This window comes from Neisseria gonorrhoeae, from assembly GCF_013030075.1.
Lineage (GTDB): Bacteria > Pseudomonadota > Gammaproteobacteria > Burkholderiales > Neisseriaceae > Neisseria > Neisseria gonorrhoeae.
Map to the genome: position 1 here is coordinate 94,608 of NZ_AP023069.1, position 23,955 is coordinate 118,562.

The following is a 23,955-nucleotide window of genomic DNA, read 5'->3' on the forward strand; positions in this document are numbered from 1 at the left end:
CGGCCTTACATTTCGTACGCAGCCATGGTGGTGCGGTAGATTTCGTCGTCGGAGCATAAGGTTTCGACATGTTTGTGCAGGGCTTTGCCCATTTGGCTGCGCAACTCTGGATGCTTGATGAGTGTATCGACGGCTTCGATAAACGCTTCGTCATCGCCGAAAGGAATGCAGTAGCCGGTTTGGCCGGTAATGACCATTTCGGAAATGCCCGCCATGTTGTAGGTCACGACAGGCGTGTCGTAAAGGCCGGCTTCCAAAATATTGTTGCCGACACCTGCGCCGTGGTCACCTACGCAATGCGGCGTGTTCACTAAAATATCGACTTCTTTGAAGTAGCCGGTCAAATCGCGGACGCCGCCGAGGAAGGTCACTTTGTCTTCAATACCCAAACGTTTGGCTTGGGCTTTGAGGTTGTCCATTTCTTCTCCTATGCCCGCCATGTTCAGGCGTACGGGTATATTGCGGCCAACCATTTTCTTCAAAATATCCAACATCAGATGCACGGCGCGGACGGTGTCCAAACGGGAAAGTGTGCCGAGTACGGCGCATTCTTTTTCGGTTTTCCGGAAATGAAATTCCGGGGGGTGTTGTAGGCGTAGGCAATCCGGCCGGCGGGGAAGCCGTGGCGGATGAGCTTTTCGCGTTCGTGTTTGCAGTTGCCGATGATGTACGCGCCCAGCTTGTCGAAGAGTTTGGCGGTTTTGGGGTAGGTTGCCGCGTCCAAACCGTGCGAGTGGCAGATGATTTTGGTTTTCGGTGAAACGATTTTGGCGGCAAGGGCGCAGGCCGGGACGACGCGCGCCATTTGGCAGTCGATGATGTCGGGTTGTTCGCGGCGCAGCATCCGGGCGTAGGCAAAGGTGCTTTTAAGGTAGCCGGCAAGCCCGCCCCGGTAAAAATCAACCGGCTGCCAACGGATGCCCGATGCTTGCGCCTCTCCGACAAAAGGGCCGTCCGAGGAGGCGAGGATGATGTCGTGCCCGTGCCGTTTGAGCAGCCGCCCGAGGCGGACGGTGGCGGTTTCTGTGCCGCCCAGACCCGACATAGAAGTAGTCAGGATGATTTTCATAATGGGAAACCTTGTTTTTTCAAATAATGAAACAGTTTGTGCAAATTTTTCCGGTGGCGCAGGATGCAGCCTGCCAGATATGCCGCCCATACGCCGGCAAACAGGGGGTAGTTTGCCGGCGTGCCGAAGCAGGTGTAAGCCGCCGAGGAGGCCAGGCAGAACAATGTGTGCATATAAAGCGGCAGGCGTTTGAGCGGCTGCCACAGGCGGCAGGAGCTTTCTGTCTTGAAAACAAAAAACAACCAGAATGAGGCGGCACAGGCAACCGCCGCGCCGCGCGTGCCGCCGGACGGTACGGCAAGCCCCAGCAGCAGCAGGTTTGCCGCCAGCGCGCCCAAGGTGGCAAGCGCGATCGGACGCGTTTTGCGGACGACGTTCAAACCGATGCCGCTGATTTCGGTCAGCGTGTAAAACAGCGGCGGCAACATGCACGATACGACGGTAAACCGGACGGCGGCGTAGTTTTCCGGCAGTAGGAGGGAGGCGAGGGGCGAGAAAATTCCGGTCAGGCAGAGGGCGGCGGCAAGCAGGGCGGCGGCAGATTCTGCCGTTGCCGAGAGGCGGGTGGGCGGGGCGTTTTTTTCGATTGCGCGGAAAATATACGGTGTCCAAACCGTTGAAAAGATGCTTTGGAACAATAATGCCGCCCCGCCGAACGAAATACCCATCGAATAAATGCCGAGCTGTTCCAGGCCGGCATATTTTTTCAGGAACAAACGGTCGGCGGATGCCAGCCCCCAATAGGCAAGGCTGCTCAGTGCGAGCGGTATGCCGTAGCGCAGCCCCCGGTGCAGGACGGCGGGCGAAAACGGCGCGCGCCGGACGGCCTTCAGACGGCATCGGTTTTGAAACAGCAAAAAGGCGGCGGCGGCAAGGTTTGCCAGCGCGTAAACGGCGGTCAGGACGGCGGTGTTCGCCGGAAAGTGCAGCAGCCCGACCGTCAGCGGCAACAGCAGCAGAATGGCGAGTTTGGGCACGAGTTGCGCGGACGAAAAGGCAAGGGCGCGCCCTTCCATACGCAAAACCAGTAAGAGAAAGCGGATGGGCAGGAAGCTCAGTTCAAACAGCACCAGCCCGATGCCGGCGGCGGCATCGTCGAGCGAAAACAGGATTTCAGACGGCAGGGACGGGCGGGAAAGCAGCAGGGCGGCTATCGCGGCGGAAAACAGCAGCGGCGGCAGGAACAGGGTTTTGAACAAAGTGTCTTTGTCGGCGGCGGCATAGTATTCGCGGACGTATGCCTGATCCAGCCCGAGGCACAATACCGACACCGTCAGTCCCGCCGCCGTCTGCATCAGCACGATGCGCCCGATGTCGTCGGCGGGGAAATACCACGACAGCAGCGGCAGGATGATGACGGCTAAAACCGCGCTGCCGATCGAGCCTGCCGCGTAGCCGAGGATTTCTTTTGTGTCCATTTTTGATGTCCGGTCGGCGGCGGGATGCTGCCTGTGCCGTCTGAAGCCTTTCTTGATCGGAATTTGACGGCTTTCAGGCCGTCGCGGCTGCCGGCGGGGTGCGGCAGCCCGGGTTGCGCTTTTCCGGGCGGGCGGCGGTCTGAACGGGCTGTTTTTTATCGGCGTTATTATATAGTGAAACGGCGGCAAACCCTTTAAAAGGCGTTGCCGTTTTTCCGGAACACGGTTTTGATGTCGTGTCCGAGGATTTCGGTGGAAACGGGTGTCCATAATGGCGGCGCGGAAAGGGCGGCGCGGTTTTCGGGCAGGGAAAACAGGTCTTTGCCGCCGCCGAGGATTTTGGGCGAACGGTACAGCACGATTTCGTCCGCCAAATTTTCCGCCAAAAATGCGGATGTGAGTTCGGAGCCTGCTTCGACCATGATTTCGCCGAAACCTTCGTCGGCAAGGAGGCGCATCAGATGGTGCAGGTCGATTTTGCCGTCTGCCGTTTCAGACGGCATCAGGATGCGGATGTGTGCGTGTTCCCGATAGGGGCGGAGTTTGTCTTCATCGCGTTCCAAGGTGGCGATGTAGGTCGGAGATTGTCCGTCGGTAACCAAATGGCTGTTCGGGGGCAGGCGCAGGCGGCTGTCTAAAACGATGCGTGCGGGTTGGCGCAAAGTTGGAAAAGCGCGGACGTTGAGCCGGGGATTGTCTGCCAACACCGTGCCGATGCCGGTCAGCACCGCGCAGCTTTCGGCACGCAAAACCTGTACGTCGGCACGCGCTTCCTCGCCGGTAATCCAAAAGCTGCTGCCGTCTGAAAGGGCGGTTTTGCCGTCCAGCGAAACGGCGCATTTGAGGCGGACAAAGGGGCGGCGGCGTTCGATGCGCGATAAAAATCCCCGGTTGAGTTCGCGTGCTTTGTTTTCAAGTAGTCCGCATTCCGTCTTGATGCCCGCTGCTTTGAGCAGGACAAGCCCTTTGCCTGCAACCGGCGGGTTGGGGTCGCGCATGGCGGCGACGACGCGTGTTACGCCGGAACGGAGCAGGGCTTCGGCGCAGGGCGGTGTGCGTCCGTAATGGCTGCACGGTTCGAGGGTAACAAAGGCGGTCGCGCCTTTTGCCATTTCCCCCGCCTGATGCAGGGCGTGGACTTCGGCATGGGGTTCGCCCGCTTTGACGTGGAAGCCCTGTCCGACAATTTGTCTGCCGTGTGCGATAACGCAGCCGACGCGCGGGTTGGGTGAAGTGGAAAAACGCCCCAAAGCGGCAAGTCGGAGGGCGTTTTCCATCATGGATATATTTGTGTCCGAAAACATAGGGATACCGTATCAGTATGGGTTGGGGGAATCAGGTTTTGCCGCCTGTTTTGACGGCTTGCGCCAGCCACGAGGCGAAATGTTCCGGGCTGTCGAAGCGTTTGTGCAGGGCGGCGAAACGGACGGCGGCTTCCGTGTTTTGCCCGAACAGCTCCTCCAGCACGATTTCGACAAGTTCGGATGAGGATATGTCGCGCTGACCCGAAGTGTAGAGCCTGTGTTCCGTCAGGCGGACGGTTTCGTCAATCTGTTCGGGTGTCAGGGCGGATTTTCGGGCGGCGGCGGTCAGGTCGTTGCGGAGGCGTTGTGCATTGAAGGGCGAACGTTTCTTGTCCGGACCGATGACGGCGGGCATTTTGAGTTCGACGGTTTCGAGCGTGCCGAAGCGTTTGCCGCAGCCGGGGCAGTGGCGGCGGCGGCGGACGGTATTGCGCTCTTCCATCAGGCGGGAATCGGCAACTCGGGTGTCTGGGTGGCTGCAAAACGGGCATTTCATGGTGTTTCTTCCTGATGCCGTCTGAACGTCAAACCGATACGCCGGCGGCGCGGGCGATTTCCAGGCCTTCTTCGGCACTCATATAGACGGGATTTTCGGGACGGTCGTGCCGGACGATGTTGCCTTCGCGGAACATGACCAGTTCGTTCACGGCAAGTTGGGACCACGATTCATCGCGAGTCAGCGGCAGGGTGGAGATAACGGCGACGCGGTCGTCCGGCGTGGTTACTTCGGCAAAATCGACCATTACATCGTCGTCGAGCAGGCGCGCTTTGCCGAACGGGGCTTGGCGGACGATGTAGTGCAGCAGCGTGCTGGCGTGGGCAAACAGGGAAATGCCGTCTGAAAGCATGAAGTTAAACAGCCCGAACTTGCGGATTTCGTGCGTCAGCCCCGCAATCGCGTCAAACAGCGTGTCGTCGTCGGGACGGGCGGCAAAGCGGGTGCGCAGGCGGTTGAGGATGTGGCAGAACGCGCGTTCGGAATCGGTTGTGCCGACGGGGTGGAAAAATTCTCCTTGTTCGGGGAAAAAATCGACCAAATGCCCGTTGTGGGCAAACAGCCAGTAGCCGCCCCACATTTCGCGCATAAAGGGATGGGTGTTCGCCAGCGAGGTTTGACCTTGCGAGGCTTTGCGGATGTGGGCGACGACGTTTTCCGATTTAATCTGGTAGGCGCGCACGAGGTCGGCGACGGGGGAATTTGCACTCGGCTTGTCGTCATGGAACAGGCGCACGCCTTTGCCTTCGAAAAAGCCGATGCCGAAACCGTCGGCGTGATGGTCGGTAATGCCGCCCCTGCGGCGGAAGCCTTCAAAGGAAAACATAATATCGGTCGGCGTATTGCAGTTCATGCCCAGCAGTTGACACATAGTTTGTCCAAATGATTCAGATGGTCGCAAGTATTCGGATTATACCCCGAACTGAAAATGCCGTCTGAAATACGGCTTGTTCCCCATTATTCCCGCGAAAACAGAAAACAAAGACGGAAACTTAAGATTCCGTCATTCCCGCGCAGGCGGGAATCCGACTTGTCCGGTTTCGGTTGTTTTTCGTTCCGTAACTTTTGAGCCGTCATTCCCGCGCAGGCGGGAATCTAGAATTTCAATGCCTCAAGAATTTATCGGAAAAAACCAAAACCCTTCCGCCGTCATTCCCACGAAAGTGGGAATCTAGAAATGAAAAGCAACAGGAATTTATCGGAAATGACCGAAACTGAACGGACTGGATTCCCGCTTTCGCGGGAATGACGGCGACAGGGTTGCTGTTATAGCGGATTAACAAAAACCGGTACGGCGTTGCCCCGCCCCGGCTCAAAGGGAACGGTTCCCTAAGGCGCCCAAGCACCGGGCGAACCGGTTCCGTACCATCCGTACTGCCTGCGGCTTCGCCGCCTTGTCCTGATTTTTGTTAATCCGCTATAATTCCGGATAAATTCCTGTGATTTTGAATTTCCAAATTTCCATCTGCGCGGAAATGACGGCGGACAGGTTGTCGTTATTCCGGATAAATCCCTGCAATATGGAATAACCGGATGCCCGCTTTCGCGGAGAATGATGATGGAAAGTCATCATCGTGCGTCAAACCCGCGCGGCAACACATCGGCAGAGGAAATCAGAGATACGGTTGCAGGGTGCGCCGGAGGATGTCCGTGTCGGTAATTTCGGTGATGACGGCTTCGCCCAGCCGGTTCAGACCGATAAAGCGCATGATGCCGCCGCTGACTTTTTTGTCGTGGCTCATATGTGCCAGCCATTTTTCAAAGGCAAACACGGGCGGTGCGGACGGCAGTCCGGCGGCTTCGAGCAGGGCGGCGAGCCGCGCGGTATCTGCGGCGGAGGTTTTGCCCAGTTGTTCGGACAAACGCGCCGCCAACACGCAGCCGGCGGCAACGGCCTCGCCGTGCAGCCATACGCCGTAACCCATTTCCGCTTCGACGGCGTGTCCGAAGGTGTGTCCGAGGTTGAGCCATGCGCGTATGCCCTGTTCGGTTTCGTCTTGGGCGACGATGTCTGCCTTCATTTGGCAGCAGCGGTACACGGCTTGGGTGAGGGGCGCGCGTTCGAGTGCCATCAGTTCGGGCATATGCTGTTCCAGCCATTCAAAAAAGCCGATGTCGCCGAGCGCGCCGTATTTGATGACTTCCGCCATACCGGCGGACAGTTCGCGGGCGGGCAGGGTGTGCAGCGTGTCCAAATCTGCAAGCACCGCCTGCGGCTGGTAAAACGCGCCGATCATATTTTTGCCGAGCGGGTGGTTGATGGCGGTTTTTCCGCCCACCGATGAGTCGACCTGACTCAACAGCGTGGTCGGTATTTGGATGAACGGCGCGCCGCGCTGGTAGGTGGCGGCGGCAAAGCCGACCATGTCGCCGATCACGCCGCCGCCCAGCGCAATCAGCGTGGTTTTACGTTCGGCGCGGTTTTGCATCAGCCCGTCAAAGATGAGGTTGAGCGTCTGCCAGTTTTTGTGCGCCTCGCCGTCGGGCAGGATGATGCTGAAATGGGATACGCCTGCCGCATCCAATGCCGTCTGAAGCGTGCCGAGGTAGAGCGGGGCGACGGTTTCGTTGGTGATGATGGCGGCGCGTTTGCCCAAATGCGGTTTGAGCAGGCTTCCCGCCTGCGGCAGCAGCCCGTTGCCGATAAAGATGGGGTAGCTGTGCGAAGGCGTGTGTACGGTCAGTGTTTTCATTGTTGTTCCTTAAAGTTTGAACCGCCGGCCCGCCGGGCGGGGTGCGGTTTGGTTTTCGGGGAGCGGCGCATATGCCGGTTTATCGGGATAAGCGTTTGAGCAGGGTTTGCACGGTTTCCCGGCAGTTTGCCGATTCTACGGTAAAGTCGGCGGTTTGGCGGTAAACGGGGTCGCGTGCGGCGTAGAGTTCGCGCAATTTCGCCAAAGGATCGGCAACTTGCAGCAAAGGGCGGCTGTTGTCGCAGCGCGTGCGTTCGAGCAGGGTTTCGGGCGGGGCGTGCAGATAAACGACCGTGCCGCTTTTGCGGATAAGGGCGCGGTTTTCTTCTTTTAACACCGCGCCGCCGCCGGTGGACAGGACGATATGCGGCAGGACAATCAGTTTTTTGAGTATGGCGGTTTCGCGCGAACGGAATCCCTGTTCGCCTTCCATTTCAAATATGGTGGGGATGGGAACGCCCGCCGCTGCGGCGATTTCGTGATCGCTGTCGTAAAAACGGTAATCCAGCCGCTGCGCCATTTGCCGGCCCAGCGTAGTTTTGCCCGCGCCCATCAGTCCGATGAGGATGAGTTTGCCGTTAAAGTTTTTCATCACGGTTCCTTAATGTTTGACCCCCCCGCCTTTCGGGGCGGCAGGGTTCGGGCTTGTCGGGTTACGGCGGGATTTTATACGAAATCGGCAGGGCGGCGGTACGTTTGGAAAAATAACCCGACCATCCCGAACTTTTCTGATTTTAAGGAAAAATAAAAGAAATCAGGGAGGTTTTTTATTTCAGGCTGTGTTTTGACAATCCGTTGATTTCACTTAATTTGTCAGGAAAAGGCAATTATCTTTGCTTAGGTAAACAATTATCCAATTGAATATATTGAAGATAATATGTTTATCAATACTATAGCGGATTAACAAAAACCGGTACGGCGTTGCCCCGCCTTAGCTCAAAGGGAACGATTCCCTAAGGCGTCCAAGCACCGGGCGAACCGGTTCCGTACTATCCGTACTGTCTGCGGCTTCGCCGCCTTGTCCTGATTTTTGTTAATCCGCTATAAAGACCGTCGGGCATCTGCAGCCGTCATTCCCGCGCAGGCGGGAATCCAGTCCGTTCGGTTTCAGCCGTATCCGACAGATTCCTGCCGCGTTGCGGTTCTAGATTCCCGCCTGTGCGGGAATGACGGCATATCGGCAGGCGAAGGATAAATGCGTAAGGCGGATGCGTAAGATGGGTTGTAGGGTGGACTGTAGGGTGTGCTTCAGCCCGCCGATTCCAACCAACTTCGCCAAAAACCGAAACCGCCGAGTTACGCCTATTCCCCAAAACCCTTGATGCGGTGAAATTAGTGGGCTGAAGCCCACCCTACGGCCCGATGAATCGTCAGTAATACCCGAATCGTCATTCCCGCGCAGGCGGAAATCCGAACACGTCCGCACGGAAACCCATATCCCGTCATTCCCGCGAAAGCGGGAATCTAGAATTTCAATGAGGCAAGAATTTATCGGAAAAAAACCGAAGTTTAAAGACCTAGATTCCCGCCTGCTCGGGAATGACGGGGTGTTTCGGGTTGCTGTTTTTTGTGGAAATGACGAGGCTTTGGATTGCGAGGATTTATCCCTTCCGCCGTTATTCCCACGAAAGTGGGAATCTAGAAATGAAAAGCAACAGGAATTTATCGGAAATGACCGAAACTGAACGGACTGGATTTCCGATTTCGCGGGAATGACGGCTCAAAAGTTACGAGACGAAAAACAACCGAAACCGGACAAGTTGGATTCCCGCCTGCGCGGGAATGACGGCATTTCGGTCGCGGCAAAAAGCATAAAGAAAGGGCATATGCTGTAAAACATATGCCCTTATTTTGACGCATCAATAGCGCAGGCTGTTGCCGGCCGTATCTATAATCCTCGGGGTAATGAAAATCAGCAGTTCGCGGCGGTCGGTTTTTTTCCCGCGTGTTTTAAAGAGGTTGCCGATAACGGGGATGTCGCCCAACAGGGGGACTTTGGTCAGCGTATTGCCGTTGTTTTCTTCATAAATACCGCCGACAATCAAAGTGCCGCCGTTTTCAACCATAGCCTGCGTATTCAGGCTTTTGGTCGAAATACATAGGATTGTGTTGCTGCCTGAAGCACATTGTGCAGGCGAGTCTTTGTTGATTTTGACGGTCATGATGATTTGTCCGTCGGGCGTGATGTTCGGCGTAACGGTCAGCCCCAAGACGGCTTTTTTGAGTTCCGTGTTGGTAGAGTTGCCGCCGCCCGAGGCTGTAGTTACGGTAAAAGGAATTTCGTAACCGGATTCGATTTTGGCCTCTTTGCGGTTTTGGGTCAGCACGCGCGGATTGGCAAGCGTTTTGGTTTTTGAAAGCGACTCGGATGCGGACAATTCCAAATTCAACGCGCCGGAGGAAATCGCGCGCACCAGCGAAATGCTGTTTGCGGCAGCGGCAACCGGCAGGTTGATTTTGGTTTGGGCCTCCCATTTATCGCCGCCCCCGAAGCCGGAGTTCACGCCCCAGCCGAATGCGCTCGTCTCATTTTTCAGTTTTTTCCTGCCTGTCGCGCCGAACTTAACGCCCAAATCGCGCGAGAAGCCGTCTGCCGCTTCGACGATACGCGCCTCAATCATCACTTGTTGCGCGGGTACGTCCAATTCGTCAATCAGTTTGCGGAATTTTTCGATGACGCTGCGGGTATCGGTAACAATCAGGGTGTTGGTGGCGGGATCGATCAGCACGCTGCCCCTGCCGCTGACAAGCGTGTTGCGGTTTCCGGTCGTGTCGGCATTGTCCAAACGCAGGATGCTGCGGAATTCTTCCACATTTTTGTATTTCAATTGGAAGTTTTGGGAATACAGCGCGCCCAGATCGGCAATGTCTTTTTCCGCTTGTAAGAAGGCTTTGTCTTTGGCAAGCAGCTCGTCGCGGGGCGCGATGTTGACGATGTTCCCTTGCTGGCGCATATCGAGGTTGCGCGCCTGCATAACCAAATCCAAAGCCTGATCCCAAGGCACATCTTTGAGGGAGAGGGTCATTTTGCCGTTGACGGAGTCGCTGGCAACAATGTTCATCCCGGATTCTTTTGCCAAAATCTGCAGGATGGTGCGGATTTCGACATCTTGGAAGTCAAGGGAGATTTTCCGGCCTGTGAAGGTTTTGGGCGCATTGTTCACGCCGCCTGACTCGAGGTTTTGTTTTTTCGGCAGGACTTGGAAGGTAAAGTATCCGGGCGCGGCGGATTTGTTGACGAGTTCCCAGTTGCCGGTTGTTGTGATAATCAGCTGGGTGTCGTTATTGAGGCGTTTCAGCGTAACCTTTTGAACCGGTGTTTTGAAGTCTGCCACATCCAAACTGCGTTGGAGCGCGGTCGGCAGGGTATGGTTTTTCAGCGTAACGATGATGTGGTCGTGCTGTTGGCTGATGTCGGGCTGCCCGGCAAAGCCCAATGCCGCCAATTCGATAATGCCGGCATTTTTGCCGTCTTTGCGGAAATCGATATTGGTTTGTTTTGCCGGTGTCGCCGCCTGTTGTTTTGCCGATGCCGCTGCCTGTTGTTTTGCCGGGCTGAACGGTGCGGATACGGATACTACGGACTCGGTAAACGGTGCGGCAGCCTGTTGTTTTGCCGGTGCGGCAGGCGCGGCTTTTACGGCTGGGCGGGCGGGGGCGGACACGGTATCGTCCGATTCGTTAATGAATATCCAAACTTTGTTCCCGCGTACTTCGGTATTGTATTGGCCCGGTTTGTTCAAATTCAGAACCAGACGCGCACGGCTGCTGTTTTGTGCGGCACTGATTTTGCTCAACAGAGGATCGGCATATTCGAGTACCTGTTGATCCATGGAAATGCCGGTTTGTTCAAAGTCCAAGGCGATGCGGGCCGGTGAGGAGGTTACGAAGCCGGTCGGGTTGACAATCTCTTTGTCAAAGCTGACTTTGACGATTTTCTGTTTGTTGGGCAGGGAGGAAACTTTGATGTCTGTAATGTTTCCTGCCGATGCCGTCTGAAAGGCGGCGGTTGCGACAAAGAGACCGGAAATGATTTTTGTCAGTTTGGTATTCATAATGGAGTAATCCTCTTCTTAATTTTGTTCTGCGGCAGGTGCTGCCGCTTGTTCGGTGTTTTTGTCGGAAGAATTCAACAGCAGTTCTGCTTTACGGGAAACCCAGTTGCCCGTGCTGTCTTCTATCAGCTCGTTCAGGATGATGCTGTCGTCGGTAATGCTTTCGATTCTACCGTAGTTTTGTCCCAAATAGTTGCCGACACCGACAGTGTAGACATAACCTTCAGCCTCGATGAAGCCGGAGACTTTCTGTCCGGACTTCAAAATGCCGACATAACGCATATTTTCCAAACTGAATTTTTCCAGCGTTTCTTTAATACGCTTGGTGTCGGGGGCATTTTCCCCTTTTTTGGCGGTTTCCATGCGGCGGAAGTCGAATGCGTTCGGCCCTGTAAGCTGCGGCGGGCTGTATACCGGCGCAACCGGCAGGGTAGGTGCTTGGAAAGGTATGATTTCTGCTTTGGCTTCGCGTCGCGTTTGTGCCATCCATTCGTTTAGGTCTTCAGAACTTTGGGAACACGCGGAGAGAGCCAGAAAGCTGATGAGTAAGGCATAGTGTTTCATGGTTTCCCTAACGTAAGTTATTTTTGCTCGGCATTTTGTGCCGCTTCTGCGGCAAGCTCTTCTACGGATTTTGCTTGGTAGGTGGTGGCAATGGCGCTGAGGTTCAGGATACTGCTCTTGCCGTCAGGATTGCCGCCGTTTTCCGGAGATTGGGCGATTTTCAGCGACTCAAGGGTAATGATTCGGGAGAGACTGCCGACATCGCGGGTAAATTGGCTGATCTGTTCGTAATTTCCGGTAATGGAAATGGAATAGGGTAATTTTTTGATGGGACCGTCATCTACGGGAGGTTGGGGCATAACGCTGTCCAAGCGCAGACCGTTGCTCGAACCCGCCTGATGAAGCTCTTGAACCAAATTGGGAATTTCTGCATCTGTCGGCAGCTGTTTCAACATGATATCGAAGGCAGAGCGGATTGAGGCAAGTTCGTCCCTAAGGTTGTTCAGGCTGGCCGCGTCGATACTTTTCTGTTTGTAGGTGTTTTTCAGTTCGGTTTCTTTTGCTTCATATTCCTCAAGGGATTCCATCTGGCTTTTGAACAATCCGGCATAACCGAGCCCCAGCACGGCGGCAACGACCAGCAGGGCGATAAAAAGCCTGGCAGGAAGGTTGAGCAGGTGAAGGTTGTTGAGATCCAAGTTGGTTTTAGATGATTTAGAAGCCATTCAGTTTGCCTCCTGTGCGTTTCCCGAAGCCGGATTCTCTTTGGATTCGGCCGCCTTTACGATAGGTTGTAATGTTGCCTGAAGGGTAAATTCTTGATGCGAATTGTTTTTCTTGATGCTTAACAATTCGGGTTGCTTGAATATGCCGGTATTGGGCATCGCCCTCATCATGGCGGCAACGCGGTTGTCGCTGGATGTCCTGCCGCTGAGCCGATAAGAGTCGGCGGTAACGGCATCCAGCGAGGTTAGGTAGGTGCTTCCGGGGACGGCCTCATTCAGGCTGTCGAGGATTTTTGCGGCTTGGAGGCGTTTGATCTGGAGCTCCCCGATTTTGTTTTTCTTAATCAGGAAGGCATCTTTTTCCTGTTTGAGCTTTTGTATTTCCGACAGCTCGGTATCCAAGTGTGCGATGGAGATTTCCAGCAGCGTGTTTTTTTCCGACTGTTTATTGATCATATTGTCGATAAACAGGTAGGTTGCCGCAACGGCGGCAACGCCCGTCAGCACGGCGCCGTACATCAGCGTTTTAAACTGCTGCTGTTTGCGTTTGTTCATCTCTTCCCTGTAGGGGAGGAGGTTGATTTTGATTAAATTGTTCATAATTATAATCCCCGTACCGCCAAACCGAACGCCTTGGTCAGTGTCGGCGCATCAAGTTCGAATTGTTGTTCGTCTGTTTTGAGGTCGTTCGCAAAATAACGCGCGGGATGGACGCATTGTACATCCGCATTGGTTTGCGAGGCGACGGTTTGGGCGATGCCTTTCTGGCGCACCGCTTCCCCCGTCAGCAGGATATGCTTGATGTCGGTCATATCGTCTGCGGTCTGCGTGGTGTAATAAAACTGCAAGACCCTTTGTATTTCTTGGGTAATCTGCTGGTTGAAATAGTTTGCCACGCTTTCTTGGTAATCGGAAGGTTTTTGCGGGGAGTTGATGATCTCTTCCGCTTTTTCTGCTGTTACCTGATAGGTGCGCTGGATGAGTTGGTTGAGCTGTTCTGCGCTGACGGAGGTTTCCTGTTTGTATAGGATTTTTCCGTCTTGGATGACCAGGGCGTAGGTCTGTGCGGCATATACGCCGAAAATGGCCACTTTTTCGTCCGCAAGCTCGGGGGCAAAATGGTTTATCCACAGCGCGTAGGCGTTGTATTGTCCGAAAATGTCCACATCAAGCGCGGATAATTTCATACCGGCTGCGTTGAATGCGTCAATCAGGGGTTCGATTTCATCCTTTCTCGATGCGACGGACAAAACAGCTTCGCCGACGGCCGATTGGGACAAGACCTGATAGTCGTAATTGGCTTCTTCGAGCGATATCGAGCTGGCTTCGGAGATGGAGGACTCCACGAACCCCTGCAGGTCCAATTCTGCATCTTTGGCCGTGTAGGTCAATTGTTCGATGGTTGCCAGATTTTGCGGGACGGACGCGACGATGTTTTTGCACGAAGTACCCAGTTTGGCATAGGCTTGTTGCAAATATGTAACAAGTTGATCGTAATTTTGGACTTTATTGCCTTGAATGATATTCTTTGGTAATTTGGCAATGACGTATTTTTCCAATTGAATTTGGTTTAAACTACGTCCTGACAATTGTACCATTTTGATGGAATGCTGGTCGATATCGATGCCGATTGCCGCGCGGTTATTGAGTCCCGAAGATTTTTTAGGGAGCTTGGCATCTGTTTTTTTAGGGTTTTTCAAGCTTTTAAACAAGCGCATGATGAAAGTTCCTGCTTTATTTGTACAGTGAGTAACCGTTTCGGTATCCGTAATGGATTCCTTGTTCTTTGCACATTGAAACCGTGCTTTGTAGAAATCGGTTGCTATTTTACTTTATTTAATACCAATAATGGTAAATTATTATTCAGCTATGATTAAAAAGATTTTAACTACTTGTTTTGGTTTGTTTTTTGGTTTTTGTGTATTTGGAGTGGGTCTGGTTGCCATTGCTATTTTGGTAACGTATCCGAAACTGCCGTCTTTGGATTCTTTGCAGCATTACCAGCCTAAAATGCCGTTGACTATTTATTCGGCGGATGGAGAAGTCATCGGTATGTATGGGGAGCAGCGGCGCGAATTTACAAAAATCGGCGATTTCCCCGAGGTGTTGCGGAATGCGGTTATTGCCGCCGAGGATAAACGCTTTTACCGGCATTGGGGGGTGGATGTTTGGGGTGTTGCCCGCGCTGCCGTCGGCAATGTCGTGTCCGGCAGCGTGCAGTCGGGTGCGAGTACGATTACACAGCAGGTGGCGAAAAATTTTTATTTGAGCAGTGAAAAAACGTTCACACGCAAATTCAATGAGGTGTTGCTTGCCTATAAAATCGAGCAGTCTTTAAGCAAAGACAAAATCCTTGAGTTGTATTTCAATCAGATTTACCTCGGTCAGCGCGCCTATGGTTTTGCATCTGCCGCGCAAATCTATTTCAATAAGAATGTCCGAGATTTGACTTTGGCGGAAGCCGCCATGCTTGCGGGACTGCCCAAGGCTCCGTCTGCCTATAATCCGATTGTTAATCCGGAGCGTGCCAAGTTGCGCCAGAAGTATATTTTGAACAATATGCTCGAGGAGAAGATGATTACCGTGCAACAGCGCGATCAGGCATTGAATGAGGAACTGCATTATGAGCGGTTTGTTCGGAAAATCGATCAGAGTGCTTTATATGTGGCGGAAATGGTGCGTCGGGAACTGTATGAGAAATATGGTGAAGATGCCTATACGCAGGGTTTTAAGGTTTATACCACGGTCCGCACCGATCATCAGAAGGCGGCAACCGAGGCATTGCGCAAGGCTCTACGGAATTTCGATCGCGGCAGCAGCTACCGCGGTGCGGAAAACTATATCGATTTGAGTAAGAGTGAAGATGTCGAGGAGACTGTCAGCCAGTATCTGTCGGGACTCTATACCGTCGATAAAATGGTTCCCGCCGTTGTGTTGGATGTTACTAAAAAGAAAAATGTCGTCATACAGCTGCCCGGCGGCAGGCGGGTTGCGCTTGACAGGCGCGCCTTGGGTTTTGCGGCCCGAGCGGTCGATAATGAGAAAATGGGGGAGGACCGTATCCGCAGGGGCGCGGTCATCCGTGTCAAAAACAACGGCGGGCGTTGGGCGGTGGTTCAAGAGCCGTTGCCGCAGGGGGCTTTGGTTTCGCTGGATGCAAAAACCGGAGCTGTGCGCGCGCTGGTCGGCGGTTATGATTTTCACAGCAAAACATTCAATCGTGCCGTTCAGGCAATGCGGCAGCCGGGTTCGACCTTTAAGCCGTTTGTCTATTCGGCGGCATTATCTAAGGGGATGACCGCGTCCACAGTGGTTAACGATGCGCCGATTTCCCTGCCGGGGAAAGGGCCGAACGGTTCGGTTTGGACACCTAAAAATTCAGACGGCAGATATTCCGGCTACATTACTTTGAGACAGGCTCTGACGGCTTCCAAGAATATGGTTTCCATCCGTATTTTGATGTCTATCGGTGTCGGTTACGCGCAACAGTATATCCGGCGTTTCGGCTTCAGGCCGTCCGAGCTGCCGGCAAGCCTGTCTATGGCTTTAGGTACGGGCGAGACGACGCCGTTGAAAGTGGCGGAGGCATATAGTGTATTTGCGAACGGCGGATATAGGGTTTCTTCGCACGTGATCGATAAGATTTATGACAGAGACGGCAGGTTGCGCGCCCAAATGCAACCTTTGGTGGCAGGGCAAAATGCGCCTCAGGCAATCGATCCGCGCAATGCCTATATTATGTATAAGATTATGCAGGATGTGGTCCGTGTCGGTACGGCAAGGGGGGCAGCTGCGTTGGGAAGAACGGATATTGCCGGTAAAACGGGTACGACCAACGACAATAAAGATGCGTGGTTTGTCGGTTTTAACCCTGATGTGGTTACTGCCGTATATATCGGCTTCGACAAACCTAAGAGTATGGGGCGTGCCGGCTACGGCGGTACGATTGCGGTGCCGGTTTGGGTGGACTATATGCGTTTTGCGTTGAAAGGAAAGCAGGGCAAAGGGATGAAAATGCCTGAAGGTGTGGTCAGCAGCAATGGCGAATACTATATGAAGGAACGTATGGTAACCGATCCGGGCTTGATGCTGGACAACAGCGGTATTGCGCCGCAACCTTCCCGACGGGCAAAAGAAGATGATGAAGCGGCAGTAGAAAACGAACAGCAGGGAAGGTCTGACGAAACGCGTCAGGACGTACAGGAAACGCCGGTGCTTCCGAGCAATACGGATTCCAAACAGCAGCAGTTGGATTCCCTGTTTTAAAGACTCCGCAAAATGCCGTCTGAAAAGTCTTTCAGACGGCATTTTAGATTTGGCAGTGGCAATTTTTTAAATGTTTGCGGCCGGTCAAGTGGGGGGAATACGGTTTCCGTATAATTGAGGTCAGTTTTCCTCTGGAGAGGAAGCGGCGGCATCTGCTGCGTCAAACCAGCTTCCGACAGTTCGGTTGGCCTCGTCAATACCTTGTTTTTTCAGGCTGGAAAACAGCTGTACGCTGATGTTTTGCCTGTCGGAATAAGGTTTGAGCAGTTTTTTGACTTGGGACAGGGTTTTTATCTGTTCGTTTTTGGATAATTTGTCGGCTTTTGACAGCAGGATGTGAACCGGTCTGCCGGTCGTGTGGAAAAAGTCCAGCATACGGATGTCGAGTTCTTTTAAAGGATGGCGGGCATCCATAATCAAAACCAGCCCGATAAGCTGTTTCCGATGGCGGAGGTAGTCGCCGAGCAGATTGACCCAATGTGCGCGTACCGCTTCGGGGACTTGGGCATAACCGTAGCCGGGCAAATCGACCATAAAATTGCCGTTCTGCAGCTCGAAGAAGTTGATATGCTGTGTCCGTCCCGGTGTTTTTGAAACGTAGGCAAGACGGACATGGTTGGTCAGGGTATTGATGGCACTGGATTTTCCGGCATTGCTCCTGCCGACAAAGGCAATTTCGAGCGGTGTGTCCGGCAGGTCTTTGAGATGGTTTACCGTCGTGAAGAATTTGGCGTTTTGAAAAAGGTTCATGGGCATATCCTTGTTTTCCGCCGCCGTTTGTCCGACAGCAAAAATATGCGGTTGGTTTTATGTGAAACACAGTGGTAATTTAATGTAAATTTAGTATAGAATAACACGTTTACAGAATCATCGGTTTTAATCGGGTCAAAAATCCCATATTTGAATATAAAAAAGAGCATTGTTGCGTTATCCAATGCTGTAATCAGGAGCACTCCATGAGACGATTGACTTTATTGGCCTTTGTTTTGGCTGCCGGTGCGGTTTCCGCATCTCCCAAAGCAGACGTGGAAAAAGGCAAACAGGTTGCCGCAACGGTTTGTGCGGCTTGCCATGCAGCAGACGGTAACAGCGGCATTGCGATGTATCCGCGTTTGGCGGCACAGCATACTGCTTACATCTATCATCAAACTATCGGCATCCGCGACGGCAAACGCACCCACGGTTCGGCAGCTGTGATGAAACCGGTGGTAATGAATTTGAGCGATCAGGATATTTTGAACGTATCCGCATTCTATGCCAAACAGCAGCCCAAATCCGGCGAAGCCAATCCTAAGGAAAATCCCGAATTGGGCGCGAAAATCTATCGCGGCGGTTTGAGCGATAAAAAAGTGCCGGCGTGTATGTCCTGCCACGGTCCGAGCGGTGCGGGTATGCCGGGAGGCGGAAGCGAAATTCAGGCTTATCCGCGTTTGGGCGGCCAGCACCAGGCATATATTGTTGAACAGATGAATGCCTACAAGTCCGGTCAGCGTAAAAATACCATCATGGAAGATATTGCAAACCGTATGTCCGAAGAAGATTTAAAAGCAGTTGCTAACTTTATCCAGGGTTTGCGTTAATCATCCAAGGGTCTGCTTCAGAAGCCGTCTGAAAAGGTTTTCAGACGGCTTCTGAAAATTTTGCGATAAGTTTTTTCAATCGCAACCGTTGGAATCGATGCAGGCTGTCTTCATTGTCTTGAAATAAAAAGCATCAAGACAGTAGAATCGGGACGTTGTTTTCTGTCTGCCCAATTCTGCTTTCCCATATTCCTGATGGCGGAATAAACACACAATGAGTAAATCCCGTATATCCCCCACACTTCTTTCCCGTCCGTGGTTCGCTTTTTTCAGCTCCATGCGCTTTGCGGTCGCTTTGCTCAGTCTGCTGGGTATTGCATCGGTTATCGGCACGGTGTTACAGCAAAACCAGCCGCAGACGGATTATTTGGTCAAATTCGGACCGTTTTGGACTCGGATTTTTGATTTTTTGGGTTTGTACGATGTCTATGCTTCGGCATGGTTTGTCGTTATCATGATGTTTCTGGTGGTTTCTACCAGTTTGTGTTTAATCCGTAACGTTCCGCCGTTTTGGCGCGAAATGAAGTCTTTCCGGGAAAAGGTTAAAGAAAAATCTCTGGCGGCGATGCGCCATTCTTCGCTGTTGGATGTAAAAATTGCCCCCGAAGTTGCCAAACGTTATCTGGAGGTGCGGGGTTTTCAGGGAAAAACCGTCAGCCGTGAGGACGGGTCGGTTCTGATTGCCGCCAAAAAAGGCACGATGAACAAATGGGGCTATATCTTTGCCCATGTTGCTTTGATTGTCATTTGCCTGGGCGGGTTGATAGACAGTAACCTGCTGCTGAAGCTGGGTATGCTGGCCGGTCGGATTGTTCCGGACAATCAGGCGGTTTATGCCAAGGATTTCAAGCCCGAAAGTATTTTGGGTGCGTCCAATCTCTCATTTAGGGGCAACGTCAATATTTCCGAGGGGCAAAGTGCGGATGTGGTTTTCCTGAATGCCGACAACGGGATGTTGGTTCAGGACTTGCCTTTTGAAGTCAAACTGAAAAAATTCCATATCGATTTTTACAATACGGGTATGCCGCGCGATTTTGCCAGCGATATTGAAGTAACGGACAAGGCAACCGGTGAGAAACTCGAGCGCACCATCCGCGTGAACCATCCTTTGACCTTGCACGGCATCACGATTTATCAGGCGAGTTTTGCCGACGGCGGTTCGGATTTGACATTCAAGGCGTGGAATTTGAGGGATGCTTCGCGCGAACCTGTCGTGTTGAAGGCAACCTCCATACACCAGTTTCCGTTGGAAATCGGCAAACACAAATATCGTCTTGAGTTCGATCAGTTCACTTCTATGAATGTGGAGGACATGAGCGAGGGTGCGGAACGGGAAAAAAGCCTGAAATCCACTCTGAACGATGTCCGCGCCGTTACTCAGGAAGGTAAAAAATACACCAATATCGGCCCTTCCATCGTGTACCGCATCCGTGATGCGGCAGGGCAGGCGGTCGAATATAAAAACTATATGCTGCCGATTTTGCAGGACAAAGATTATTTTTGGCTGACCGGCACGCGCAGCGGCTTGCAGCAGCAATACCGCTGGCTGCGTATCCCCTTGGACAAGCAGTTGAAAGCGGACACCTTTATGGCATTGCGTGAGTTTTTGAAAGATGGGGAAGGGCGCAAACGTCTGGTTGCCGACGCAACCAAAGACGCACCTGCCGAAATCCGCGAACAATTCATGCTGGCTGCGGAAAACACGCTGAATATCTTTGCGCAAAAAGGCTATTTGGGATTGGACGAATTTATTACGTCCAATATCCCGAAAGGGCAGCAGGATAAGATGCAGGGCTATTTCTACGAAATGCTTTACGGCGTGATGAACGCTGCTTTGGATGAAACCATACGCCGGTACGGCTTGCCCGAATGGCGGCAGGATGAAGCGCGGAACCGTTTCCTGCTGCACAGTATGGATGCCTATACGGGGCTGACGGAATATCCCGCGCCTATGCTGCTCCAGCTTGACGGGTTTTCCGAGGTGCGTTCCTCAGGTTTGCAGATGACCCGTTCGCCGGGTGCGCTTTTGGTCTATCTCGGCTCGGTATTGTTGGTTTTGGGTACGGTATTTATGTTTTATGTGCGCGAAAAACGGGCGTGGGTATTGTTTTCAGACGGCAAAATCCGTTTTGCTATGTCTTCGGCCCGCAGCGAACGGGATTTGCAGAAGGAATTTCCAAAACACGTCGAGAGCCTGCAACGGCTCGGCAAGGACTTGAATCATGACTGAACACTATAAAACCCTTCCGGAACACGAGCTGCTGATTCAGAAATCTTTGATCCGCAATCTGAATCTTTGGGATTGGGTATTTGCCGTGCTGGTTTTTGCGGCTACGGTTTTCGTGCAGACCCGTTCCGGTATGCATATGGACATTTACGAAACGGTCATGTTGTGGGCGAGTGCCGGTATTGCCGTGTTTTTGGGTTGGTTTTTCAAACCGATGCGCTGGTTTGTTCCTTTAAGCGTATTGCTTGCCTATGCCGCCGTCGGTCTGTATGGCGGCAACATTAAATCGGCAGAGATTTTCCTGTTGCGGTATTTCCTCAGCAGCCAATCGGCGATCATGTGGCAGTGTGCTTTTGTCTTCTTCGCCCTGTTCGCCTATATTTCGGGCGCGGTTTTGGCAAGCGTGAAAAATGTGCCGACCAACACGCTGTTGGGTATGGGAACCGTGTTTGCATGGGTGTCTGCCGTAGCAGGCTTTACCGGTCTGCTGGTACGTTGGCACGAAAGCTATCTGCTCCGTCCCGATGCAGGGCATATCCCCGTGTCCAACCTTTATGAAGTGTTCATTCTGTTTTTGGTCATTACCGCGCTGATGTATTTGTATTACGAGGGTAAATTTGCCGTGCAGAAATTGGGCGGCTTCGTGTTCGGCTTTATGGCGGTCGTGGTCGGCTTTGTGTTGTGGTACAGCGTGTCGCGTGAGGCGCATACCATCCAGCCGCTGATTCCCGCGCTCCAGTCCTGGTGGATGAAAATCCACGTTCCGGCAAACTTTATCGGTTACGGCGCGTTCTGCATTTCCGCGATGCTCGGTATTGCCGAACTGGTTTCCCTGCGTGCGGAAGAAAAAGGCGGAAAACTGTGGCTGCCGCCGTCGGCATTGATCGACGAGGTGATGTATAAGGCGATTGCCGTCGGCTTTTTGTTCTTTACCATTGCCACCATTTTGGGCGCGTTGTGGGCGGCGGACGCTTGGGGACGCTATTGGAGCTGGGATCCGAAAGAGACTTGGGCGTTCATCGTTTGGTTGAATTACGCCGTGTGGCTGCATTTGCGGCTGGTGGCGGGCTGGCGCGGCAAAGTGCTGGCGTGGTGGGCGATTATCGGTTTGTTCGTAACCGCATTCGCCTTTATCGGCGTGAATATGTTTTTGAGCGGGCTGCATTCTTACGGAACGCTTTGATACGGTGCGACGATGCCGTCTGAAGGGCTTCAGACGGCATGTTCCGTTTTGGGGATACGGCAGTCGTGCCGAAATTCGCTAGAATACGTTTTTCAGTTTTTAACGGCATCAGACCATGTTGGTATTAGGAATCGAATCTTCTTGCGACGAAACCGGCGTTGCGCTGTACGACACCGAACGAGGATTGCGGTCGCACTGCCTGCACACTCAAATGGCAATGCACGCGGAATACGGCGGGGTCGTGCCGGAATTGGCGAGCCGCGACCATATCCGCCGCCTTGTTCCGTTGACTGAAGGCTGTTTGGCGCAGGCAGGCGCATCGTATGGCGATATTGACGCGGTTGCCTTTACGCAGGGGCCCGGTTTGGGCGGTGCGCTGCTGGCGGGTTCGAGCTACGCCAACGCGCTGGCTTTAGCGTTGGATAAGCCCGTCATCCCCGTCCATCATTTGGAAGGACATCTGCTGTCGCCGCTGTTGGCGGAGGAAAAACCCGACTTTCCTTTTGTCGCGCTGTTGGTTTCGGGCGGGCATACGCAGATTATGGCGGTCAGGGGCATAGGCGACTACGAGCTTTTGGGCGAGAGCGTCGATGATGCGGCGGGCGAGGCATTCGACAAAACGGCGAAACTGCTGGGTTTGCCGTATCCGGGCGGTGCGAAACTGTCGGAACTTGCGGAATCGGGCAGGCCCGAAGCGTTTGTTTTTCCGCGCCCGATGATTCATTCCGACGATTTGCAGATGAGTTTTTCGGGATTGAAAACCGCTGTTTTGACTGCCGTTGAAAAAGTGCGTGAGGCAAACGGTTCGGAAACCATACCCGAGCAAACCCGCAACAATATTTGCCGTGCGTTTCAAGATGCGGTAGTAGAAGTGTTGGAGGCAAAAGTGAAAAAAGCCCTGTTGCAGACAGGGTTCAGAACCGTAGTGGTCGCCGGCGGGGTCGGTGCAAACCGCAAACTCCGTGAAACTTTCGGCAACATGACGGTACAAATCCCGACCCCCAAAGGCAAGCCGAAACATCCGTCCGAAAAAGTCAGCGTGTTTTTCCCGCCGATGGCATACTGCACGGACAACGGTGCCATGATTGCCTTTGCCGGTGCGATGCACCTGGGCAAGGGCAGGGAGGTCGGTGCGTTCAACGTCCGTCCGCGTTGGTCGTTGTCCGAAATCGTCAAATGACAAGATGCCGTCTGAAACCTGTTCAGACGGCATTTTTATTTTCGTTACGGCGTTTTATAGCGGTTGTACATAAACAGATACTGCGTCGGAAAACGGCGTATCCAATATTCGGTATTGCGGTTGAACACGGCGGCATCGTGGGCTTTGTTGCCGTTCAATTCCCCTTGGACGGGGCGGATGTGCAACACGAAGCCTTGTCCGTCGGGCAGGCGTTCGCAGCAGAAAAACAGGGTTTTCACGCCTTTGACGTGTGCCAATTTTGCCGCCAGTGTCATGGTGTATGCAGGTTTGCCGAAAAAATCCGCCCACACGCCGCCGCCTTCCTGCGGAGAAGGGACGTGGTCGGGCAGGATGATGGTTGCCTCGCCCGCGCGCAGGGCCTTGATGATTTGTTTGACCCCTTGTATGCCGGTGGGCGCGGTTTTGCCTTTGCCGCGCACCCTGCCCGCCTGCATGATTTTGTCTATCGCTTTGATTTTCGGCGGCTTGTACATGGCGGTCAGGTGGAACGGAAGCTGCTGGCTGATGTAGCGTCCGCCCAAATCGTAGCTGCCGATGTGCGGCGTGATGAACAGCAGCCCTTCGCCCTTGTCCAAAGCCTGCTGCACGTGTTCCCAGCCGTGTACCGCTTTGAACATTGTTTCGATGTCTTCCGGTTTTTTGAAAAACGCGGGGGCAAGTTCCAAACCGCATTTTGCCGTTTCCGCAAAAACGGCTTTGACCGTCTGCGTGTCGGGGTTCAAACCCGCCTGCCGCATATTGGCGACGATGCGCGCGCGGTCTTCCTTTAAAAGGTAAAACGCCAGATGTCCGAGCCGGTTTCCCAGCGTGTGCAGACAGGAAAGCGACAGCAGGGAGAGGCATTTGAGCAGGGCGGTCAACAGGATGTGCATGGCGGTTCGCAAAGGGGGAAACAGCCTGAATTGTAAACGAAACATGCCGTCTGAAAAAGGGAAGTATTGCGGCAATATGCCTTTTCTGCTACGATGCGCGCTGCATTAAGAGTTGGGAATTCCATGCCAACCTGCTTTTCAAACGGAAAGGTAAGGTGGACGGTTGAAAAACCGATGTGGCTCGCCGGAGCAATCCAAACCCGCTTGATGCGGGAATTTTTTTGCCTGTACGAAACGTACGGACAGAGATTCCAAAGCGCCGTTTAAATAGGAATATTTCTCAACTGAATGGCACGAATAGGGAAATTTTGCTATATTTCCCGCTGTCGACATTATGTTCATACAACATGCTGTCTGAAGAA

At 53.3% G+C, this 23,955-nt stretch carries 18 protein-coding genes, 1 pseudogene and 1 riboswitch; of the genes and pseudogenes, 5 read left to right on the forward strand and 14 right to left on the reverse strand.

The window, feature by feature from the left end; all coding sequences use genetic code 11:
• Positions 1–5: 5 nt before the first annotated feature.
• The 12 genes and pseudogenes from HT085_RS00455 to pilM all read right to left on the reverse strand — a co-directional run bounded on the left by HT085_RS00455 (position 6) and on the right by pilM (position 13,982).
• Positions 6–1,069, reverse strand: a pseudogene (locus tag HT085_RS00455) (glycosyltransferase family 4 protein).
• On the reverse strand, positions 1,066–2,487 hold the full coding sequence (locus HT085_RS00460; protein WP_003690563.1) for a lipopolysaccharide biosynthesis protein: 1,422 nt from the start codon (positions 2,485–2,487) through the stop codon (positions 1,066–1,068). The pseudogene HT085_RS00455 and the gene HT085_RS00460 overlap by 4 nt, the downstream one beginning before the upstream one ends.
• A 194-nt stretch (positions 2,488–2,681) precedes the next feature.
• Positions 2,682–3,791 carry a bifunctional diaminohydroxyphosphoribosylaminopyrimidine deaminase/5-amino-6-(5-phosphoribosylamino)uracil reductase RibD gene (gene ribD, locus HT085_RS00465; protein WP_003690565.1) on the reverse strand — a complete coding sequence of 370 codons (1,110 nt, stop codon included), beginning with the start codon at positions 3,789–3,791 and terminating at the stop codon, positions 2,682–2,684.
• A 31-nt stretch (positions 3,792–3,822) separates the two neighbouring features.
• A complete protein-coding gene (locus tag HT085_RS00470) occupies positions 3,823–4,287 on the reverse strand; it encodes a transcriptional regulator NrdR (protein WP_003687344.1) in 465 nt (154 codons plus the stop codon).
• A gap of 28 nt (positions 4,288–4,315) precedes the next feature.
• Positions 4,316–5,158, reverse strand: a complete 843-nt coding sequence (locus tag HT085_RS00475; protein WP_003687345.1) for a class II glutamine amidotransferase — start codon at positions 5,156–5,158, stop codon at positions 4,316–4,318.
• Positions 5,159–5,900: 742 nt separating this feature from the next.
• Positions 5,901–6,980, reverse strand: a complete 1,080-nt coding sequence (gene aroB, locus HT085_RS00480; RefSeq protein ID WP_003690567.1) for a 3-dehydroquinate synthase — start codon at positions 6,978–6,980, stop codon at positions 5,901–5,903.
• A 79-nt stretch (positions 6,981–7,059) separates the two neighbouring features.
• Entirely contained in the window at positions 7,060–7,572 is a 513-nt protein-coding gene (locus HT085_RS00485; protein WP_003687349.1) for a shikimate kinase, read from the reverse strand.
• Between the two features lie 1,267 nt (positions 7,573–8,839).
• Positions 8,840–11,035, reverse strand: coding sequence for a type IV pilus secretin PilQ (locus HT085_RS00490; protein WP_003690569.1), 2,196 nt, complete (start codon positions 11,033–11,035; stop codon positions 8,840–8,842).
• A gap of 18 nt (positions 11,036–11,053) precedes the next feature.
• Entirely contained in the window at positions 11,054–11,599 is a 546-nt protein-coding gene (locus HT085_RS00495) for a pilus assembly protein PilP (RefSeq protein WP_003687351.1), read from the reverse strand.
• Between the two features lie 17 nt (positions 11,600–11,616).
• A complete protein-coding gene (locus HT085_RS00500; protein ID WP_003690570.1) occupies positions 11,617–12,264 on the reverse strand; it encodes a type IV pilus inner membrane component PilO in 648 nt (215 codons plus the stop codon).
• A complete protein-coding gene (locus HT085_RS00505) occupies positions 12,265–12,864 on the reverse strand; it encodes a PilN domain-containing protein (protein WP_003687354.1) in 600 nt (199 codons plus the stop codon).
• 2 nt (positions 12,865–12,866) lie between these two features.
• The gene (gene pilM, locus HT085_RS00510) at positions 12,867–13,982 is read right to left on the reverse strand and encodes a type IV pilus biogenesis protein PilM (RefSeq protein ID WP_003687356.1); all 1,116 of its coding nucleotides are present in this window, start codon (positions 13,980–13,982) and stop codon (positions 12,867–12,869) included.
• A gap of 151 nt (positions 13,983–14,133) precedes the next feature.
• Between pilM and HT085_RS00515 the strand changes: the two genes are divergently transcribed.
• Positions 14,134–16,530: a penicillin-binding protein 1A gene (locus tag HT085_RS00515; RefSeq protein ID WP_003690571.1), complete on the forward strand. Its 2,397-nt coding sequence runs from the start codon at positions 14,134–14,136 to the stop codon at positions 16,528–16,530.
• Between the two features lie 120 nt (positions 16,531–16,650).
• On the opposite strand, the gene yihA is transcribed toward HT085_RS00515, so the two are convergent.
• The gene (yihA, locus tag HT085_RS00520) at positions 16,651–17,280 is read right to left on the reverse strand and encodes a ribosome biogenesis GTP-binding protein YihA/YsxC (protein WP_003687358.1); all 630 of its coding nucleotides are present in this window, start codon (positions 17,278–17,280) and stop codon (positions 16,651–16,653) included.
• Between the two features lie 206 nt (positions 17,281–17,486).
• Here yihA and HT085_RS00525 point away from each other — a divergent pair, with 206 nt between their 5' ends.
• From HT085_RS00525 to tsaD, 4 genes are all read left to right on the forward strand, one after another.
• Positions 17,487–18,110, forward strand: coding sequence for a c-type cytochrome (locus HT085_RS00525; protein WP_003687359.1), 624 nt, complete (start codon positions 17,487–17,489; stop codon positions 18,108–18,110).
• A gap of 277 nt (positions 18,111–18,387) precedes the next feature.
• Positions 18,388–20,340 carry a cytochrome c biogenesis protein ResB gene (locus HT085_RS00530; RefSeq protein WP_010361241.1) on the forward strand — a complete coding sequence of 651 codons (1,953 nt, stop codon included), beginning with the start codon at positions 18,388–18,390 and terminating at the stop codon, positions 20,338–20,340.
• The gene (gene ccsB / locus HT085_RS00535; RefSeq protein ID WP_003687361.1) at positions 20,333–21,520 is read left to right on the forward strand and encodes a c-type cytochrome biogenesis protein CcsB; all 1,188 of its coding nucleotides are present in this window, start codon (positions 20,333–20,335) and stop codon (positions 21,518–21,520) included. Before HT085_RS00530 ends, ccsB begins: the two co-directional genes overlap by 8 nt.
• 115 nt (positions 21,521–21,635) lie before the next feature.
• Entirely contained in the window at positions 21,636–22,700 is a 1,065-nt protein-coding gene (tsaD, locus tag HT085_RS00540; protein WP_003687363.1) for a tRNA (adenosine(37)-N6)-threonylcarbamoyltransferase complex transferase subunit TsaD, read from the forward strand.
• A 44-nt stretch (positions 22,701–22,744) separates the two neighbouring features.
• On the opposite strand, the gene HT085_RS00545 is transcribed toward tsaD, so the two are convergent.
• Positions 22,745–23,593, reverse strand: coding sequence for a lysophospholipid acyltransferase family protein (locus HT085_RS00545; RefSeq protein WP_020996767.1), 849 nt, complete (start codon positions 23,591–23,593; stop codon positions 22,745–22,747).
• A gap of 97 nt (positions 23,594–23,690) precedes the next feature.
• Positions 23,691–23,800: riboswitch (SAM-I-IV-variant riboswitch) on the forward strand.
• Positions 23,801–23,955 lie beyond the last annotated feature (155 nt).